This is a genomic window from Microbulbifer maximicatervae (SeqCode) (assembly GCF_052468295.1).
The window spans coordinates 1,283,918-1,302,454 of record NZ_CP174340.1 but is presented as its reverse complement, the minus strand read 5'-3'; the positions used below and the strand labels follow the sequence as shown (position 1 = coordinate 1,302,454).

The window sequence follows — 18,537 nt, the reverse complement described above, 5'->3', positions numbered from 1 at the left end:
ACGGCTTAATTTACAAAACCGACTAATTAAAGTGGTAGCAACTCCAACTCAACCCGGCGGTTAGCCTGGCGGCCTGACTCGGAATCGTTGCTCGCAATAGGATAACGCTCACCATAACCTACAGCTTGAACACGACCAGCGGAAACACCCTGGCCACTGAAAAAGCTGGCCACAGAGTTAGCACGTTGTTCACTCAAGCTCTGGTTGTACACATCGGAGCCCGTACTATCGGTGTGGCCGCTAACTCGAATTGCAGTTTGGTCGAATTCCTGCAGGACAATAGTGACCGATTCCAGAGTGTCATAGAAGTCTGTACGAATATCTGCGCGGTTAGTACCGAAGGTAATGTTACCAGGCATGATCAGGCGAATATTATCACCTTCACGCTCAACACGTACGCCGGTACCTTCCAGGCGCTGACGCAACAACATTTCCTGACGATCCATATAGTAACCAATGCCACCACCGATCGCCGCGCCACCCAGGGCACCGGTCAAGGCTCCCTTACCACGGTCTTTCTTACTGGCAGTAGCGACGCCAACGATCGCTCCAGTTACAGCTCCAATTCCAGCCCCCTTGGCGGCATTACTGGTCTTACTTTCACCTGTGTAAGGGTCCAATGTGGAACAACCAACCATCGAACCCAGTGCCAGGGCTGCTACCCAATATTTCATTATTGGCTCTCCTAACGCATTTTTAAGTAACGGGTATTGAGCTACACACGTCTTGTGCAATCTCTGTATTGTTCAACACACTATCTGACTGGCGGCTGAACCAACCCAATGAAATTTTCCATAGGCTAAAGCGAATTTTTTGTCAGTTCTACTGACTAGTCCCCATTACGTACTAACTATTCATAACTACGTACCAATGACGGACAAAATAGCGAGCAAGAAGTGATCAGCTTCCCGATCTTCCACAAAATCTGTGGATAAAACTGTGTACTAATAAGCTATCCGTGGCGCCAGCCGGTGTAAACTCTCGCCTACAGCGTTTTGCACATTTTTTAAACTCTTTAGTTTTTCTTTTAAAAACAACAAGTTAGAAATCTGCCTTGACGTCAAATAGCGGTGGATATCTTCTTGTTTGAGGGCTAATTTTACCAACTGCGCATGTGGAAAAGTTTGTCAATAGCCTCACGCTCCACTGAGGCAATTTTTTTTAGACGCTTTTGTTTTTAAAGTCGCCCCCAAGAGGCAGCGAATACCTCTATGTTTGTCACTTAGTAACAAAAAAAAATTTCATGCCAGCCCCTGTGGACTTCTATAAAAACCCTTTTGTAACCACTGAATTAGTAATGCGGAGGTTTTTCATCCAGCGGCTTGCCGGCCCCCTGCATTTCAAAAGCAATCGTCCGATACTTTTCGCCCAACTCGCGCATATGTGCGAGTAGAGTGCGAATATCCGTATCCTGACGAGTAATCACATCATTTAATTGGCTTATAGTGTCTTCCTGGAAAGCCAAACGGCTCTCCAGTTCATCGACCCGCTCTACCAGAGCCTTTATTTCTTCAGTCATCACAACAACCCGTAAAGAACATCTACCAGACCGACCGCTCGACGATCCATAAATAAGCTCTGCCCCAAACGAGTTGTCACGTATCCGAAGCCCAGCCCTCTTTCCGGATCAGCAAAGCCGACACTACCACCCGCTCCCGGATGGCCAAATCCCTGGCTACCCCCAAAGCGCAAGTCCGCAGCGGAACTGCTGCGAATAAAACCACAACCAAAACTCACCTCAGCCTGCAATACTTTATCGCGGCCGTGACTCTGCTCCTTTGCCGCTTCATCTATCAACCGCTTGGGCAAAATAGTCGGCTCGTCACAGGTGAGTTCACCGTAAACCGCTGCCAGGTCTCTCGCACTGAAGTGGCCATTGGCTGCAGGAATTAAGGCACCGCGCCACTCGGAGCTATTGGTACCCATCATCAAGCTCACCGGGTTGCTAAATGCCATCGCAACAGGCCCTTTGCGGTCTTCTTTTATGGCGCGGCCAATGGCATTTTCCCGAAGCTCTGGTAAGGGTTGTTTCAGCGGGCTGACATCGGCAATTCTCTGCGAACGATGTCCATTTGCCCCAAAGCCCCCATCAAGATTGAGGGGTTTGGCTAGCAATTCCCGATAAAGTTCCAACAAGGGTTTTTCGGCAACCCTTTCAATTAATCCACCCAAGCTCCAGCCGTATAAAAATGGGGCGTAACCCTGTGCACTTCCGGGCTTCCACCAAGGCTCGCTGCCAGCCACCTGGTCGCAAGCGGCCTGCCAATCGTAAATCAAACTGTCTTTTACCCGCTCACGGAAAGCGACAAGTCCGCTGCGGTGGCACAGCAATTGGCGTGCGGTGACAGTTTCTTTGCCTGGGGCAAATTCAGGCCAGTAATCCGCTACCGGGCGATCCAAATCCAGTTTGCCTGCGGCAACTTGCTGCATCGCCAAAACTGCAAGAACGCCTTTGGAAGATGAGAAGACATTGGCCAATGTGTCTTCAGTAAATGGCCTCTCTGCACCCCGATCCGCACTTCCCGCCCATAAGGAACAGATTAATTCTCCATGCTGGCGCACGGCAAAGGCCGCTCCTGTATCACCGCACTCGCGAAAATTTCTGGCAAAAGCATCGTAAAGAGCCTCTAAACCAGGGGCACAAAAGCCGTATATGTCCATGTATTTACGTCCAGATAATTCGGATAACTCTGTTGCAAGCCCGCAAGGGTAGTTTCTTCCACTCTGCGGCGCAAATCGGTAGTATTGCGCGCTCATAGCGAGGGATAAATATGACTCAGGAAAGCGCAATTCAAGATCAGATCCAGGGCAATCATTGCTTCGGCTGTGGCCCAGACAATGACCAGGGCCTGCGTATTAAAAGCTACTGGACCGAGAAGGATCAAACCCGCTGCGAGTTCCTTCCCAGCTCCCATCACAATGCTGGACCTGCTCAATATTTAAACGGTGGAATTATCGCTACGGTTATCGACTGCCATACCGTATGCACAGCCATCGCCGATGGTTACCTGCAAGCCGGACGAGCTGTCGGCACTGGTGACAAGATCTGGTATGCCACCGGCAAACTGGATATTAGCTATCTGGCACCGGCTGCCATCGATAAACCGGTCATTCTCGAAGCCACTATTGTTCAGCGCTCCTCCAAGAAAACTGTTCTGCACTGCAATCTCACCAGCAATGGACGCCTCTGCGCCAAGGCAGAAGTCATAGCAGTCCGCGTCCCTGATGAATGGTAAAACCATAAGCTGATAAATGGCTGCCGGCCCTGTGTTGGCCGGCAGTGACAAAGTGCGAATAACTTACAGCGCTTCGCTCTCGTCCATATCCTCCAGGCGATGGCCACAGAATTTGCAGTATTCCGCATCTGGGTCATGGGCACTACGGCTGCAGTTATCACAGCGCTGTTGCACTCGCTCCCGATGCATTTCTCCAGCCAATTCCGCCGTTAGAATGCCGGTAGGCACTGCAATAATTGAGTAACCAATCAGCATGGTCATTGCAGCAATGCCCTGCCCCAAAGGCGTTTGCGGAGAGATATCGCCATAACCAACGGTTGTGATGGTCACAATGGCCCAATAAACACTCGTGGGAATACTGGTAAATCCGTGGCCTGGCCCCTCCACCACAAACATCAGGGAACCAAAAATAATGCACATAACCAAAACACTGGAGTAAAAGACCAGGATTTTGCGCCGGGCCAGCCCGAGGGCTCGCAACAAGACGTTGGCATCACGTAAGTAGCGAACCAACTTCAGGATTCGGAAGATCCGCAGCACCCGCAACAGGCGAATCACCAAAAGATAAGTGGCGCCGGTATAGAGAAGCGCCAAGTAACTGGGGAGAATTGCGAGCAGATCCACAATCCCATAGAAACTGAAAATATATTTGCGGCGATTCACCGTGCAATATATCCGGGCGATATATTCAATGGTGAAGAGGCCAGTAAATACCCATTCCAGGCCGATGAGTAAGTGCTCATAGCGGTCGCGCACCGTACCTATGGAGGTCAGGAGCACCAAACCCACGCTGATCAGGATCGCCCAGATCAAAAAAACATCAAAATTCCGCCCTGCCCGGGTCTCGGTTCCGAAAATTACCTCATTGAGCAGTTTGCGACGTCCCGTCAACGCCATCTATCACCTCAACTACGCTGCTGTTTCATATTGCGGCAAAATTCTAACCTCTCAAGCCCCAGGGGTCGCCCCATTTTCAACATCGTTTACAGCGGCTTTGACATCCTGCGCACCTCGGGCACAATTCCCGGCATTTTCAGCAAATACCAACGGAGTATTCCCAGCCATGGCTAAGGAGAATCGTCTCGTCTATTCAACTGACCTCGGTCGAATTAAAGAGGAATCCAGGACAGAGAAGCGCCGCGATGGAGATGGCATAGTTCGAATCCAAAGGGAAACCAAGGGCCGCAAAGGAAAAGGGGTGACTTGTGTACGCGGGCTGCCAGGCACTGACAGTGAACTCAAGCTGCTCCTGGCAGAGCTCAAGAAGCGCTGTGGCTGCGGTGGCGCCCTCAAAGATGGAGTGATTGAGATTCAGGGTGACAAGCGTACTGAGATCAAAACATTCCTGGAATCTCGCAACCACACGGTAAAACTGGCCGGCGGTTAACCGGCCTTAAGCAGTCGCAGCGGCTTTAACTGCAACTGCTTTTCCCGCTCCAAACACTGACTCAGCAAGGCGGCTAGCTGGATATGATATTGCTCCAGAACCACAGCGCGAATGTGTTTGCAACGCGATTCCATAACCTGCAGAGAATCCAGCACTTCCTGTCGCCCTTGTGGCAGCTGCCTGAAAGGCTCCTCCTGAGCTTTCAAATTTATTGCCGCCGCCACGCCTTGCTCTTTTAATAGAGCCGAACTCTCCACTGCCGCTACTATGGCATCTATCTCTCGCAAAGACAGCGCCGTATATTTTTGCAGCAGTTCCCTTTCATTCAACTCTGGTGATAGGTGCTGGGCAAATATTACCAGCGAGTGGCTATAACCGGTGAGCCGATCCAGATGTGGTGCCAAGCTATCGTAGGCGGCCAAATGGCGCAGCTGGTTCCTGGCTGTCTGGCGCTGATCCGTGGGCATAGTTACCAGGGATAGACACAGGCGCTGATAGAAAACACCATAAATCTGCTGTAATTGCTTGTGTGACTCCTCCAGTTCAGCGCGCTTAACAGCGATCTGCTCTTGAGCTCCTGCAAGGCTGGCCCCCTTCAAGCAAAAGTCTTCAGCGGTAAAAGGGATTTTGCCGCGTATCAGCGCCGCTCCCAGCTGCATTGTAAAAACCCTGATCTGCAAGTCCTCACGGCGTCCACGCAAATCACGCAACTCCACCAGTTTACTGCGCAGCCAATCGATAGTGCCCTGCAGATCCAGCGCCTGCATTTCCGCAGAGGATGGCCTGCGCAGAGGCATCAGGGCCAAGGGTGCCAGGCGATTGAAATACTCGTCCAGTACCTCAGCAGACTCCTCTGACTCCTTACTTGAACTCAGTAAAAGTCGGTTTTCGACCATCTCACAGTCTTTGCCAGCAACTTCAGAGGTCACAGCGGTTGCCAGCCCGGCAAAGTCCACAAACATGGATTGCAGGGGTATCGCAGATCTAACCTGCCCCACAAATTCCCGCTCAATCAACACCGTTACACATTCACTGTCGATCGCCTGCTGAATATCCCAGGGGTCCCTGGCCTGTGTCATAGCAGCCTCAACCACATCGCAGGTATCAACATCCAGGTTCTCCTGCATCCAGCGGACGGCATCGGGAATATTTGCACAACTGCGTCCCAGCGCCTGGGCTTCGCGATTAATTTCTGCCACTAAGAGATCTGCGTGCACTAACCGGTGCCACTTTCTGGCGAAGTCTGCCAACGCATCACTACCTATTATCTGTGCCGCAATACCGTCAGCCCTCTCCTGTAGCATTACGGCACTGCCTGCGGTTAAGCGGCAATGCAGTGCCTCCAGGCGCTGCAAGATAGGGAGCAAAATATATCCACCTGTCACTAGCATACGGTGAAATGGCGCGGCCAATGCTCCCGGAGCATTATCCGGGCTAACAACACTGCGCTCATTTTCAAAAGCCCACTGCATCAGTTCCAATCGCTGCACGGTGCCGTAAGTCAACCAACCAAGTGCGCCGAGCAAACGGCCGCGATAAAAGGCGAGCCCCCGGCCCACGAGTGCCAGGACCTCCTTTCCGTTCAATGAGGCGACGCTGGCAAGCCCTACCGTAAGTGGTAAATTCTGCCTAAAAACCTGGAAAAATCCCGGCTGGGACAGAATATGGGAGTCTGCACTTACAAAGACCTGGCTGATCTTTGGCAGCCCTAGCTTATCGACCAATGAATTAATTAACTTCAAGGCCTCCTTACCTTCAGAGGGCAACAGCTGACGGGGCTCCGATGAATCTCGCAAACGGGAGGATAAGCAGAAAAATGGCCAGACAAACAGCAGACCAACAAGCAGGGCGAGAAGTACGGTTAAAATACTCAGCGACACCCCCACCCAAGTAAGTTCTCCCTGCCAAACAGCCATAGGGATTTGCCATAGGGCATATCCACTGGAGAAAACACAAGCGAACAGTACCAACCAGAATATTGAAGGCACGATTACTGCTTTGACCACTCCCCAAACTGCCTTTCCCTGACTCGTGACACTGTCAGCCTGTAATCGGCCTGCATCAGATAAATACCACTCAACCGAATCCCGGGAGCCTTCCGGCTTTATTACTGGATTGCCTGCGGCAGGAGTGGATGAAACGACTTTCTGGGGCTCGTCTGCTTCGAGAGTTTTCTGGCTAACAGGAACAAAAGGGTCAGTACCAGCGCACGACTTATCCGGCGCATCCACCGATGCAGCATTGACCTGGGCCTTGCGCCGCTGGGCGACTTTTATCTTAGCAATCAGCTCGCGGTTATCAAATCGTCCCGCCGGACAAACCTCCACTCGCAGGCCAATTTTCTGCAGACTGGTGCGAAACTCCAGCGCCTGGTCAGAAACCAACCGATCTTTAATTACCCAGCCTTTTAGTAGCAGCCTGCGCGCCTGGGGCTCCGAGATAGAGAACAACTTCGCCACATCCCGGATAACCGGACCCGGTTCTTTGGCGTGAAGCGTCCTTCCCGTGGAAACCACCTGGTACAAATCCTGGCCCGCCATCTCCCTCTCCTGTCACCAAGTGACGCAAATTGTCACATTTATTACATCTTGCGCGGAGAGTAAAAGATTCAGAGAAAATCAATTGCGCACCAGTTCTCACCAAGCCAGTTCAAAAACAAAAATGGCAGGAAAGTAGGCAAAGTTCACAGTTTTTCTGGCACGCTTTGCCAATTTAGGAAGAAATCAGGGAGTGAATATCGCTAGAACACGCGCCGCCAGATCTGGAATAGACAACCCCTTATCTCTCGGCTTATACCAACTGTATGTGTGACTCAAGGCACCGACCAGCAAACGCCTTACCAGTGCGGGATCACCACCGGGACACTCGGCGGCCTCAATAGCGTCCAGCCATATCTGCTCATACTCCTCCCTTAGGCGTAAAACTTCCTGCTGACTTTCTTCGGATAGGCTTCTCCATTCCACCACCAGGATAGAAAAACCCGGTACTGCCAATCCATGAATAGCCTCTAATTCACACTGAATACAGGCCTGAAGCCTCTCTTGCGGTGTTCGACTCTGTTCCGCTGCGGTTCGCATTCGCGCACCGGCAAATATCGTCACCTCCCGCATTACTTCACAGAGAATCTGCTCCTTACTGGAGAAATGATGAAAAATACTGCCAGACAAAATACCCACTTCAGCAGCGAGATCCCGCACTGTTGTCCGGGCGAACCCTTTTTGCTCAAACAACCGCGCTGCAGCATTCAGCAAACGTCCACGGGCAGATTCAGGATCTGTTAGCACTCCCTCTGCCACCAAAGCATCTACCAGCTGCTGCGGCGATAACTCTTCGGGAACTCTCACTAAATCCTGCCCACTTTCAATCACGAACCACTCCCCGTATTGATCAATTTGAGTCAAACATCTTAACGGCCCTGAGAATTTTTAATCAAATAGGCGCCAAGTATTGAATACCAAGCGCTTGCTTGGTAGCGTTAAGCTATTCTGCGTTTTCCCACACGCAGGCGCAAGCGCCGACAAGAACAATAAAAACTGAATAAGCCGTAAGGCCGTAAAAAAGGAAACTTTCATGCGCTATCAAAGCCAGCTGCGCTCCGGCAGCTTTAGCGAGCAAACCTATATCGTCACCGGTGGCGGCAGCGGTATTGGACGCTGCATTGCCCACGAACTGGCCAGCCTCGGCGCCCATGTAGTATTGATCGGGCGCAAACTGGACAAGCTGGAAAGGGTTGCCGGCGAGATCCACAACGATGCTGGCGAGTGCAGCTTATTCAGCCTGGACATCCGCGATGAAGAAGGAGTGCAGGAGACAGTGGGGCAAATAGTCCAGGCCCGGGGCCAAATTCACGGATTAGTGAACAATGCCGGTGGCCAGTTCCCCTCACCCCTTGAGCAGATCAACACAAAAGGGTTCGATGCTGTTGTACGCAGTAACCTGCTCGGTGGCTTTTTAATGTCCCGAGAAGTTTTTGTTCAATCTATGAAACAGCACGGCGGCAGTATCGTAAATATCACCGCAGATAACGCCGGCGGTATGCCAATGATGGGCCATTCCGGTGCCGCTCGAGCAGGCATGGAAAATATTACCGAAACCTCCGCCTTAGAGTGGGCACCTTTTGGGGTTCGAGTTAATGCTGTAGCGCCAGGCTATATTCTCTCCAGCGGCTTTGATACTTACGACCCCAAATTCCTGCGCGAACTATTACCGGGCTTCCGAGACAGTATTCCCCTCTATCGATTGGGAGAGGAAGCGGAAATTAGTGGGGCCGTGTGCTTCCTGCTTTCCGATGCCGCCAGCTATATCACTGGACAAACGCTGCGTATCGATGGTGGCTCGAGTCTCAAACATCACTCTCCCCTTTGGCAGCCACAGGCGGCCCGTAACTCTAAGCGCTTCAACGGATTCCATCGCAAACGCCGGCCGCAGGTAGTGGAAGAATTGGAAGCGGAGGGCAAGCTCTAATGCAGCCGATTGATTCCCAGCTCGACAACCGCTCGGCAGAGTTCAATGACAACCAAGCTGCCATGCTGGAACAGATCAACCATTTTCGTGAAGCTGAGCAACGTCCGGTACAGGCAGAGAAAAGTAAGGCTGCGCGCTATCGTGACAGGGGCTGGCTGCTGCCAAGGGAGCGCCTTAATTTATTGCTCGACCCCGGCGCACCTTTTGTTGAGCTGTGCTCCCTTGCCGGCTATAAACTTTTTGACGACCAGGATGGTACCGGTGCCGGTGGCGGAGCCATTTGTGGCATTGGCCAGGTCAGCGGACAACGTTGCATGGTACGGGTGGATAACTATGCCGTAAAAGGTGGCACCATCTCACCAGCCGGGATGGATAAAGCCCTGCGAATGCAGAGGATCGCTCTGGAGAATCATTTGCCGATTGTCGCCCTGGCACAAAGTGGTGGTGCCAACCTGATGTATGCCAGCGACACTTTCGCTCCCGGTGGACGCGGATTTGCTAACCAGGCTCGAATGTCCGCTGCCGGTATTCCGCAAGTAACCGTGGTACATGGCGGCGCTACTGCTGGCGGTGCTTACCAGCCAGGCCTGTCAGATTATGTGGTCATGGTACGCGGGCAAACCGGTATGTATCTGGCTGGGCCGCCGCTACTGAAAGCAGCCACCGGTGAAATTGCCGATGCGGAAAGCCTCGGTGGAGCGGAAATGCACTGTACCGAATCCGGCAGTGGCGATTACTTAGCTGAGAACGACGCCGATGGTATCCGCATAGCAAGGGAAATTATTGCCACCCTACCCTCACCCATTAAAAGCTCAGTACAAAAAGACTACCGAGACCCATTACACCCTATCGACGACCTGCTCGGCCTGATTCCAGCAGATAGTAAAAAGCCCTACGACGTGCGCGAAATTCTCGCTCGTATCGCCGACGGCTCTGCCATGCTGGATTTCAAGCCGGAATTCGATCGACAAACCGTATGTGGCCATATTCGTATCGAAGGCTTCCCTGTGGGAATTATTGGGAATAATGGCCCCATCACCCCCAAGGGCGCCAACAAGGCCGCGCAGTTTATTCAGTTGTGCGAACAGAGTGGCACGCCACTGCTGTTTTTACATAACACCACCGGCTTTATGGTGGGTACCGAGGTGGAGCGCAACGGCATCATCAAGCACGGGGCCAAAATGATTCAGGCCGTGGCCAATGCCAGCGTACCAAAACTCAGTATTGTCGTGGGCGGTTCCTATGGGGCCGGCAACTACGCCATGTGCGGTCGCGGATTCGATCCCCGCTTTATTTTTGCCTGGCCCAATTCCCGCACCGCAGTTATGGGCGCAGCCCAGGCCGGCAAGGTAATGCGTATCGTCACAGAGCAAAAAATGCAACGCAGTGGCAATGTGGATGAGACTGTATTGGACAAATTGGAAAATGACACCAGCGCATTTATGCAGGGCAATTCCGATGCTCTCGCCTGCAGTGCACGCCTCTGGGATGACGGCATTATCGATCCCCGCGATACACGCAAACTTTTAGGCATGTTGCTAGAAATTTGCAATGAGGCCGAGCAGAGAAAATTCAATAAAAATACCTTTGGCGTAGCTAGGTTCTAACGAAAAACCGGGGCAACAAGGAAGTGCGGTTGCCCATTAACACAATCACCGGGTTCACACTTCAAGGCAGGGAAAACAATAATGATATTTAGCGATCAACACCGGGAACTGCAGCGCACTGTACAAAACTTTGTACAGCAGGAAATCAATCCCAATGTGGCGGAATGGGAAAAGGCCGGCCGCTTTCCTATCCACGAAATTTTCCAACAACTGGCCAGCCTGGGCCTGCTGGGCATCAGCAAGTCCACGGACTTCGGTGGTCTGGGTCTCGACTTCAGTTACGAAACCGTTTTCCTGGAAGAGCTGGGCAGCGCCCACTGTGGCGGCGTACCTCTGTCAATTTCAGTGCAAACCTCCATGTGCACCCCGGCCCTGGCTAATTTTGGCAGCCAGGATTTGAAAGAGCAGTTCCTGATTCCCGCTGTGAGTGGCGAGATGATCGGTGCAATTGCCGTTTCCGAACCCGGCGCCGGTTCCGATGTTGCTTCGATTAAGACCACCGCCAAGAGCGATGGCGACGACTATGTGATTAACGGCAGCAAGATGTGGATCACCAACGCCCCTTGCGCCGATTTTTTCTGCACCCTGGTCAATACCAGTGAGGGCAAAGCCCATAGCAACAAATCCCTGGTCATTATTCCGGCGAAAACGCCTGGTGTACGCATCGGCGAAAAACTCGACAAATTAGGCATGCGCTCATCGGAAACCGCTCCCATCTTTTTTGACAATGTACGGGTGCCCAAACATTTCCGTATCGGCGATGAAGGTGCCGGATTCCTATTGCAGATGCTTCAGTTCCAGGAAGAACGCCTCGCCGGCGCCGCGCTGAACTTAAAAGGCCTGGAGCACTGTGTAACCAGCACCATCGACTATGTGCGCGAACGCCATGCCTTTAAAGCACCATTGATCGACAATCAAACTATCCACTTTGCCCTCGCAGAAATGCAGACCGAAGTGGAATGCCTGCGCTCTCTAACCTGGCGCGCGGTGGAAGCTTATGTGGCAGGTGAAGATGTCACTACCCTTGCTTCAATGGCCAAGCTCAAGGCTGGTCGCCTGTCCCGCTCTATTCCCGATCAGTGCCTGCAGTTCTGGGGTGGCATGGGCTATATCGAGGAGACTGTCATCAACCGCGCTTACCGGGATAGCCGTCTCACCGCTATCGGCGGCGGTGCAGATGAAGTAATGCTCGGCATTATCTGTAAGCTGATGGGCATACTGCCCAGCAAACGCAAACCCACCGCGTGAGGTCAGGCCATGGAGACAATTATTGATGAAACCATCGGCATCGCCCGCCATCTCACGCTAAATCGCCCGCAACAGCGCAACGCCATCAGTTTGCAAATGGTAGATGAGCTTCTGCAAAAACTCGCAGAAGCGGAAGAAGATCCGCAGGTGCGAGCGTTGGTACTGCGGGGTGCAGAACACAACTTCTGCGCCGGTGGCGATATTGCCGATATGCTCAATGCTCAGCAGGGCGCGAGCGATGGAAATAGTGATGTGTTTTTTCACCTAAACCGTCGTTTCGGTGAATTGATGGAGCGATTTAATCGCACCCCTTTAATAGTCATTGCCGTACTGGAAGGTGCCGTAATGGGCGGTGGTTTCGGGCTCGCTTGCAGTGCCGATATTGCCATTGCCGATCGCAGTTGCCGCTTCGCCCTTCCGGAAACCCGCCTGGGTTTACCGCCTGCACAAATTGCTCCCTTTGTCGTGGCACGGGTCGGCCTCTCCCAGGCCCGGCGCCTGGCCCTGAGCGGAGCAAAAGTCAACGCACAGCAGGCCTTGGAAATTGGGTTAATCCACCAGTTGCTCGATAATTCCGAAGCCCTCGAAGGCGCGCTGCAGGAACACCTGGGCGCGATCAATGCCTGCGCTCCCGGCGCCCTGGCAACCACCAAGCAGATCTTGCTGGATGCTGCACGGGTGAGCGATGAGACTGCCCTCGGCCAACTGCTCGACGACGCTGCACAGCAGTTTTCCCATGCAATTCAAGGCCATGAAGGGCGCGAAGGCGCCCGTGCATTTCTGGAAAAACGATCACCGGAGTGGCAGCACTGATGTCGACAACAGAGACCCTGTTAATCGCCAATCGAGGCGAGATCGCACTGCGAATTATGCATACTGCTCGGGCGGAAGGCTATCGCACAGTCGCCGTCTACAGCGATGCGGACTGCGATGCACTTCACGCACAGACTGCCGATATCGCCGTAGCCATTGGCGGGCAGACTTCGGCGGAGTCCTATCTGGATATCCAAAAAATTCTCGCCGCAGCTAAAAAATCCGGAGCCACTGCCGTCCACCCTGGCTACGGCTTTCTCGCTGAGAATGCGGAATTTGCCAACGCTTGCGAAGAGAATGGACTGCGTTTTGTTGGCCCGAGTGCCGAAGTCATAGAATTGATGGGTAACAAACGCAAAGCCAAGGAGTTTGTTGCCGCTGCCGGCGTACCCTGTATTCCCGGCTTCCAGGGTACCCAGGACGACGACACCCTGGTCGCCGAGGCGCGACGAATTGGCTTCCCGTTAATGATCAAAGCTGCCGCAGGCGGTGGTGGGCGCGGCATGCGCCTGGCTCACGGAGACAACGAGCTGGCCTCCCAGTTGCGCGCCGCCCGCAGTGAATCCATGAGTGCATTCGGCAGCGACGAGTTGATTCTGGAAAAGGCACTGGTCAACGCTCGCCATATCGAAATCCAGGTATTTGCGGATCGTCATGGCAACTGTATTCACCTGGGGGAGCGGGATTGCTCCGTACAACGACGCCATCAAAAAGTGGTCGAAGAGTGCCCTTCCCCAGCGGTCGACACCCAGCTGCGGGAAAGAATGGGACAAGCCGCAGTCGACGCCGCGCGAGCCTGCGGTTATCTAGGCGCGGGCACCGTAGAGTTTCTACTCTGCCCCAACGGCGAATTCTATTTCCTGGAAATGAACACCCGGTTGCAAGTGGAGCACCCGGTAACAGAAATGGTAACCGGTTTTGACCTGGTAGCTTGGCAACTGGCAGTAGCACGCGGCGAAGCCCTGTGCGTTCCCCAGCAGAAAGTCACCCAGCAAGGGCACGCCATTGAAGTCCGCCTGTATGCCGAAGACCCGGAACAACAATTCCTGCCCCAGGCCGGAAAAGTACTCCACTGGGTAGCGCCAAAGGGACAAGGAATCCGTATCGACCACGCTTTGAAAAATGGTTGCGAAATTACGCCATTTTACGACCCCATGCTCGGCAAATTGATTGCCTGGGGGCAGGATCGAGAAGAAGCTCGGCGCAAGCTAATCCAAGCCCTGACCCGGCTGGAATTTATCGGCCCCAAAAACAATATCCATTTCCTGCAGAAGATCCTGGCCGAATCACAGTTTATCGCTGGCGATGCCGATACCAGTTTTCTCGACCAAAACAGCACGCTGACATCCGCAGAACCAGTTCCAGCAGTAATTGCAGCCCAAGCCGCATTACTTAATCACTTGCACCAAGCCAACCCTCAGGATCGGCGTAGCGGCCGCAGTGACTGGCGCAGTGGCGACAGCAGCGTGCCGATCAACTACCGACTGGAAATTGCAGGACAAACCCTAAACTGTGAGCTGCTGGCGTTAGTAGATAATTCTTATCAAATCTCAGTAGGCGACCAGCAGTTCCTGATTCAGTGGGTCCATTTTGAGAAATCACAAAAAGAAACTGGAGTTTATAGCGCTGAACTTCTGCTGGATGGCGTTAGCCAAAAGAGACTGTTTCTAGCCAACCAAAGCAATCTGCATCTCCTGTTAGACGGCAGGCAATTTCATTTTGTCGATATCACCCACGCCCCGGCCAAATCGAGCCTTAACGAAGGCAGTGGCCGCATCACGGCTCCTATGGACGGTTGCCTAGTGCAGGTATTGGTTGAGCCCAATCAAAGCGTTCAGCGGGGAGACACTATCGCCTTAATGGAAGCCATGAAAATGGAGCACGCCCTGCGCGCAGACCGCGACGGTACCGTAATTAAACTGGGCGCCTGTGAAGGAGACCAGGTACGCGGTGGCCAGCTGTTAGTTCAGATCGAAGCTGCTCCTGCGGAAACAGCCAAAATCCCCAGCGACGCTACTTCCTAAAGGAGATCAAAATGTACGATATTGATGCCTCCCGTATGGCAAGCCCCTTTTACGACGAAGGCCATCAGGAATGGCGCACCCAGTTGCGCCGCTTTGTTGACCGTGAGATTACTCCCTACATCACTCAATGGGACGAAGACGGCCAACTGCCCGCCAAGCTTTGGAAAAAAGCCGCAGAAGTTGGCCTTCTGCAGATGAGTTATCCGGAAAACTACGGCGGTATCGAAACCGATGTCTTCCATATGATTGTTGCCGCAGAGGAGTTAGCCCGCCCCGGCGCTGGTGGCCTCTACGCCAGCCTAATGGTCCACGGCATTGCCCTGCCCCCATTACTGCACTATGGCAGTGAGGCCCTAAAAGATCAGGTTATTCCCTCTGTATTACGTGGCGAAAAGCATATTTCCCTGGCTGTTACCGAGCCAGGCGCAGGCTCCGATGTAGCCAATCTTCAGTGCCGCGCAGAGCGTGATGGGGATGACTATATCGTTACCGGCGAAAAGACCTATATCACCGGCGGTATGCGCGCTAACTGGTTTACTACTGCAGTGCGCACTGGCGAGGAAGGCTTCGGCGGTATCTCCCTGCTCTTAATCCCTGCGGATGCCGAAGGCGTTAGCCGGCAGCTTCTCGATAAAAAGCAGGGCTGGTGGTGTTCTGATACGGCCAGTATCTTTTTTGATCAGGTGCGCGTGCCCGCGAGTAATCTAATTGGCGGTGAGAACCAAGGTTTCTTGCCCATAGTGCACAACTTCAATCGCGAGCGCCTGGGCATTGCCGCTTCCTGTGTAGAATTCAGCCGGGTCTGCTTGCAGGATGCCATTGAGTGGGCCCAGGAGCGCCAAACTTTCGGAAAGCGTCTCGCCAATCACCAGGTGATTCGACACAAATTTGCCCAGATGCTTCAACGCATCAATGCCACCCAAGCCTATCTGGACCTCTGTGCCTGGGCAGAGCAACAACATCAGCTCAAAGTAGCGGATATCGCACTACTCAAAGTCCAAGCCACAGAAACTCTTGAGTTCTGCGCTCGGGAGGCTATGCAGGTATTGGGCGGCGCAGGCTATATGCGCGGCAGCCGTGTTGAGCGTATATATCGTGAAGTGCGGGTGAATGCGATTGGTGGCGGATCTGAAGAAATTATGCGGGATCTGGCGTCCAGGCAAATGGGGATTTAGTAAGTGTAAGGCCTCCTAAAAACATCATATTAATAATTACGAAGCTTTATTTGGGGTAGTTACTTTGACTCAGGCAGCAGCAACTTCTTAAGAGAACAATTAACTACCCACTTTATAACCATCTTAACAACTACTAGAGGAATAAAAATATAGAGATAGTGAAGAGAATTGTGTGATATTTAGAAAATTCATCCCAAAAATTCACTTTCCCAAATAGTATTTCTGCATAAGGATCACCAAAGATCCAATCCGGCCTCTCCCCTCGAGCCAACCTGTTACATACAGTATGAAAGGCATAAAAGGAAGAACCCCTCGGTTTGAAAAACAAAGCCATCGGACTTCCATCCCTAAGCCATTTTTCATGGTACCTCTCAAATTGGTACTTAATCAGATCAGATAACTTTAGGTGACTGATTAAAATCGTAACTGGGAAGGAAAAAACCACTATAGTAAAAAAGTTAAACATAGCCCAATTCGGGAAACCAACTTATATAGCGCTGACACTTACTCAAAAATTAATTGGTACCCAACTGTGTAGCTCAGGCTCGCAATAACACGAGCCCGAGATCAGACTTAAATGCAGCTACCCTTACTTCTTGTCCTGAATGAAATCCCTTACCTGCTCACTTAGTACGGCCATAGGAACATTGCCATTTCTCAGAATGATTTCATGGAAGTCCTTAATATCGAAGTCTTCACCAAGTTCATTTTGCATCAGTTCTCGCAAGGCGAAAATCTCGAGGGCACCAGAATCATAAGAGGTAAGCTGCGCAGGCATAACCGCCATTCGGTCCATCAGAGTCCTCGGGCCTTTTGCAAATGAAGCGCCAGAATCCTGCAAAAACTCCGCAACCTTTTCATCACTCCAACCGAGTACATGCATTGCGGTGTCCGCTACCATACCTCGCGCAGGCCATGCTCTCCTTAGGATCTTGGTTGACCCATACTGATACATTCCCGCTTCCTCCGCTAGATGTTCAGAGTACCTACCCCAACCTTCAGCAAAAGCAGAGTTAGACAAAGCATCTTCTATTTTGTGAAACTTTTCTTGCTCTTGTACGAGAGCAATTTGCATATGATGGCCCGGGTACCCTTCGTGGATAGTAACCTTCTCTGCAGAAGCGTAAGACTCATCCTTGTAAGTTGTCGGATCATATCCAAATCTCGCCTTGCGCTCCTTGGTGCCCGGAATATAGTGTGCGCTGCGACCTGATCCCTGTTCATGCTCAGGGATAGCTTTTACTTCCATTTCGATCAAAGGCATTTCATGGAAGAAGTCAACGGTTAAATCTCTAGACTTATCTACCAGGCGCTCATAAAACTGATGCATTTCATCAGCGCTATTAAATTTCTGAGTTTTATCCTCACTGGCCCTTGCCACTGCCTCAGAATAGGAATCTACTTGATAGAACTCCTTGCCTAAGCGAACCACTTCGCTCTTGTTTGAGTTGACAGCCCTTAAACCCAACTCAAAAACTTCTTCAGGTGTTCTCTGCAAAGTCGTATAAGAACGATACTGAGCCATATAACATTTACGGCCATTAGGAATCGCATGGATACCAAGCTCCGCTCTGGCTTCAGGTAAATAGGCAGACTCTAGAAAATTCTTGTAATTCTCCATTGAGGGGATAACGTAATCTGAAAGCACCTGTTTAAATGCAGCTTCAAACTCAGGGTCCCCAGCTTTCTTCGCTAACCCCAAGAACGGGTGCTCATCGATAGGTACTTGGGTCAAGCCATCAACTTGCTGAATGACTCGCTTAACCACACTCTGAGGTGCGGAGTAACCTTGCTCTAACCCCCGGCGGAGATTGGCTATTTCTTGCTCATAGTAACGAGCCGCGTCAAGCCAACGTTCAATCGCATCTGCCTTTTCTTGGGCTGTTTCAACCGGCTGAACCTCGGTCAAAAAGCCAAGAATGATATGAGGCCCAAACATATGATCAACAGACCAGAGTTCAGTCTTACACACCCTTAGGCCAACATTGGACTCTAATCGCTCTTTTAGTTTGAAGTAGAATACCTTCTCTTGATCACTTTTTAGACCATTAAGATCTATCTCTGCCAATTTATTGAGTATTCTGTCCTCAGATGCCGCTAGAGAGGCAGCGTTACTGGGGGAGTTACTTAAAAAAAGGTTGTGCCTGTCCAGCTCCATATCTGAGAAGTAAGCGTACGGCTGGAAGTTTTCTAAATAAGCTTCAGCATATTGATCCGCTAGATCATGGAGTAGCGCCGAGTTGTCAATAGCTTCCCTACCGGCCACATCAGTTTGGTTATCAGTAACTGAGCACCCCATTAGGACCGATGAAACTACCAATACACCTAAACCCGCTCTTTTTACATTAATCATTCTTATAAGACCGCAACATAAAACTCATTAAAAAGGTTTCTATAAAGAAAACTTCAATTTCCTATTTTATAGTAGGCACTGTAACAAAATGAGTTTCAACACCTCAAATGCGGAATATCGGCGAAGCGAGGATATTTATAGATAAATCCCAGGGATAGAGCGTGAAACTCGTTTAATTGGCAGAGTCACAAGTAACAAGCGCTAGCAACTTGACATAGAGACCACCTAAG

General features: G+C 51.7%; 15 protein-coding genes. 8 read left to right on the top strand and 7 right to left on the bottom strand.

The features are described from left to right. Positions 1–26: 26 nt before the first annotated feature. The 3 genes from ACJJIQ_RS06175 to ACJJIQ_RS06165 all read right to left on the bottom strand — a co-directional run bounded on the left by ACJJIQ_RS06175 (position 27) and on the right by ACJJIQ_RS06165 (position 2,661). Entirely contained in the window at positions 27–674 is a 648-nt protein-coding gene (locus tag ACJJIQ_RS06175) for a YiaD family glycine zipper/OmpA-like lipoprotein (protein ID WP_444927567.1), read from the bottom strand. A gap of 617 nt (positions 675–1,291) precedes the next feature. Further along, positions 1,292–1,519: a SlyX family protein gene (locus ACJJIQ_RS06170; RefSeq protein ID WP_282933169.1), complete on the bottom strand. Its 228-nt coding sequence runs from the start codon at positions 1,517–1,519 to the stop codon at positions 1,292–1,294. Then, a complete protein-coding gene (locus ACJJIQ_RS06165) occupies positions 1,519–2,661 on the bottom strand; it encodes a serine hydrolase domain-containing protein (protein ID WP_445358179.1) in 1,143 nt (380 codons plus the stop codon). Before ACJJIQ_RS06165 ends, ACJJIQ_RS06170 begins: the two co-directional genes overlap by 1 nt. 110 nt (positions 2,662–2,771) lie before the next feature. Here ACJJIQ_RS06165 and ACJJIQ_RS06160 point away from each other — a divergent pair, with 110 nt between their 5' ends. Beyond that, positions 2,772–3,236 carry a PaaI family thioesterase gene (locus ACJJIQ_RS06160; RefSeq protein ID WP_282933171.1) on the top strand — a complete coding sequence of 155 codons (465 nt, stop codon included), beginning with the start codon at positions 2,772–2,774 and terminating at the stop codon, positions 3,234–3,236. 63 nt (positions 3,237–3,299) lie between these two features. On the opposite strand, the gene ACJJIQ_RS06155 is transcribed toward ACJJIQ_RS06160, so the two are convergent. Continuing rightward, positions 3,300–4,133, bottom strand: coding sequence for an ion transporter (locus ACJJIQ_RS06155; RefSeq protein WP_445364034.1), 834 nt, complete (start codon positions 4,131–4,133; stop codon positions 3,300–3,302). A 166-nt stretch (positions 4,134–4,299) separates the two neighbouring features. Here ACJJIQ_RS06155 and yciH point away from each other — a divergent pair, with 166 nt between their 5' ends. Then, positions 4,300–4,623: a stress response translation initiation inhibitor YciH gene (gene yciH / locus ACJJIQ_RS06150; protein WP_444932961.1), complete on the top strand. Its 324-nt coding sequence runs from the start codon at positions 4,300–4,302 to the stop codon at positions 4,621–4,623. Here the strand turns inward: yciH and ACJJIQ_RS06145 are convergent. Together ACJJIQ_RS06145 and ACJJIQ_RS06140 are read right to left on the bottom strand one after the other, a co-directional pair. Then, entirely contained in the window at positions 4,620–7,163 is a 2,544-nt protein-coding gene (locus ACJJIQ_RS06145) for a hypothetical protein (protein WP_445364033.1), read from the bottom strand. The two genes, yciH and ACJJIQ_RS06145, sit on opposite strands and share 4 nt — an antisense overlap. Before the next feature lie 183 nt (positions 7,164–7,346). Continuing rightward, positions 7,347–7,991 (bottom strand): TetR/AcrR family transcriptional regulator, encoded by a 645-nt coding sequence (locus ACJJIQ_RS06140; protein WP_444905547.1) that lies wholly within the window; start codon positions 7,989–7,991, stop codon positions 7,347–7,349. 202 nt (positions 7,992–8,193) lie between these two features. Between ACJJIQ_RS06140 and ACJJIQ_RS06135 the strand changes: the two genes are divergently transcribed. From ACJJIQ_RS06135 to ACJJIQ_RS06110, 6 genes are all read left to right on the top strand, one after another. Then, the gene (locus ACJJIQ_RS06135; RefSeq protein WP_444897601.1) at positions 8,194–9,087 is read left to right on the top strand and encodes an SDR family oxidoreductase; all 894 of its coding nucleotides are present in this window, start codon (positions 8,194–8,196) and stop codon (positions 9,085–9,087) included. Next, a complete protein-coding gene (locus ACJJIQ_RS06130; protein ID WP_445364032.1) occupies positions 9,087–10,694 on the top strand; it encodes an acyl-CoA carboxylase subunit beta in 1,608 nt (535 codons plus the stop codon). The genes ACJJIQ_RS06135 and ACJJIQ_RS06130 overlap by 1 nt, the downstream gene beginning before the upstream one ends. Positions 10,695–10,775: 81 nt before the next feature. After that, the gene (locus ACJJIQ_RS06125) at positions 10,776–11,942 is read left to right on the top strand and encodes an acyl-CoA dehydrogenase family protein (RefSeq protein ID WP_444897603.1); all 1,167 of its coding nucleotides are present in this window, start codon (positions 10,776–10,778) and stop codon (positions 11,940–11,942) included. A gap of 9 nt (positions 11,943–11,951) precedes the next feature. After that, positions 11,952–12,755: an enoyl-CoA hydratase/isomerase family protein gene (locus ACJJIQ_RS06120; RefSeq protein ID WP_445364031.1), complete on the top strand. Its 804-nt coding sequence runs from the start codon at positions 11,952–11,954 to the stop codon at positions 12,753–12,755. Continuing rightward, positions 12,755–14,779, top strand: a complete 2,025-nt coding sequence (locus tag ACJJIQ_RS06115) for an acetyl/propionyl/methylcrotonyl-CoA carboxylase subunit alpha (protein ID WP_445364030.1) — start codon at positions 12,755–12,757, stop codon at positions 14,777–14,779. Before ACJJIQ_RS06120 ends, ACJJIQ_RS06115 begins: the two co-directional genes overlap by 1 nt. 11 nt (positions 14,780–14,790) lie before the next feature. Beyond that, a complete protein-coding gene (locus tag ACJJIQ_RS06110; RefSeq protein WP_444932955.1) occupies positions 14,791–15,954 on the top strand; it encodes an acyl-CoA dehydrogenase family protein in 1,164 nt (387 codons plus the stop codon). 589 nt (positions 15,955–16,543) lie between these two features. Here ACJJIQ_RS06110 and ACJJIQ_RS06105 read toward each other — a convergent pair. Next, the gene (locus ACJJIQ_RS06105; RefSeq protein ID WP_445358173.1) at positions 16,544–18,307 is read right to left on the bottom strand and encodes a DUF885 domain-containing protein; all 1,764 of its coding nucleotides are present in this window, start codon (positions 18,305–18,307) and stop codon (positions 16,544–16,546) included. Between the last annotated feature and the right edge of the window lie 230 nt (positions 18,308–18,537).